General features: G+C 56.3%; 1 rRNA gene. It reads left to right on the forward strand.

Going from position 1 to position 1,574, the window contains the following annotated elements:
• Window positions 1–23: 23 nt before the first annotated feature.
• Window positions 24–1,551 (forward strand): 16S ribosomal RNA (locus tag AC6CHY_RS19915).
• The last annotated feature ends 23 nt before the right edge of the window (window positions 1,552–1,574 follow it).

Raw genomic sequence — 1,574 nt, forward strand, 5'->3', positions numbered from 1 at the left:
CGTGTTGGTTGTGTCTGTATTTTTTTACGGAGAGTTTGATCCTGGCTCAGGATGAACGCTGGCGGCGTGCTTAACACATGCAAGTCGAACGATGACTTTTGTGCTTGCACAGAATGATTAGTGGCGAACGGGTGAGTAACACGTGAGTAACCTGCCCTTGACTTCGGGATAAGCCTGGGAAACTGGGTCTAATACCGGATATGCACCGTGGACCGCATGGTTCTTGGTGGAAAGATTTTTTGGTCAGGGATGGACTCGCGGCCTATCAGCTTGTTGGTGAGGTAATGGCTCACCAAGGCGACGACGGGTAGCCGGCCTGAGAGGGTGACCGGCCACACTGGGACTGAGACACGGCCCAGACTCCTACGGGAGGCAGCAGTGGGGAATATTGCACAATGGGCGAAAGCCTGATGCAGCGACGCCGCGTGAGGGATGACGGCCTTCGGGTTGTAAACCTCTTTCAGTAGGGAAGAAGCGAAAGTGACGGTACCTGCAGAAGAAGCGCCGGCTAACTACGTGCCAGCAGCCGCGGTAATACGTAGGGCGCAAGCGTTATCCGGAATTATTGGGCGTAAAGAGCTCGTAGGCGGTTTGTCGCGTCTATCGTGAAAGTCCGAGGCTCAACCTCGGATCTGCGGTGGGTACGGGCAGACTAGAGTGATGTAGGGGAGACTGGAATTCCTGGTGTAGCGGTGAAATGCGCAGATATCAGGAGGAACACCGATGGCGAAGGCAGGTCTCTGGGCATTAACTGACGCTGAGGAGCGAAAGCATGGGGAGCGAACAGGATTAGATACCCTGGTAGTCCATGCCGTAAACGTTGGGCACTAGGTGTGGGGGACATTCCACGTTTTCCGCGCCGTAGCTAACGCATTAAGTGCCCCGCCTGGGGAGTACGGCCGCAAGGCTAAAACTCAAAGGAATTGACGGGGGCCCGCACAAGCGGCGGAGCATGCGGATTAATTCGATGCAACGCGAAGAACCTTACCAAGGCTTGACATGTGCCAGACCGCCGTGGAAACACGGTTTCCCCTTTGGGGCTGGTTCACAGGTGGTGCATGGTTGTCGTCAGCTCGTGTCGTGAGATGTTGGGTTAAGTCCCGCAACGAGCGCAACCCTCGTTCCATGTTGCCAGCGCGTAAAGGCGGGGACTCATGGGAGACTGCCGGGGTCAACTCGGAGGAAGGTGGGGACGACGTCAAATCATCATGCCCCTTATGTCTTGGGCTTCACGCATGCTACAATGGCCGGTACAATGGGTTGCGATACTGTGAGGTGGAGCTAATCCCAAAAAGCCGGTCTCAGTTCGGATTGGGGTCTGCAACTCGACCCCATGAAGTCGGAGTCGCTAGTAATCGCAGATCAGCAACGCTGCGGTGAATACGTTCCCGGGCCTTGTACACACCGCCCGTCAAGTCACGAAAGTTGGTAACACCCGAAGCCGGTGGCCTAACCCCTTGTGGGAGGGAGCCGTCGAAGGTGGGACCGGCGATTGGGACTAAGTCGTAACAAGGTAGCCGTACCGGAAGGTGCGGCTGGATCACCTCCTTTCTAAGGAGCAACTAGCACCAGGC

This window comes from Paeniglutamicibacter sp. GQ140 (assembly GCF_059759235.1).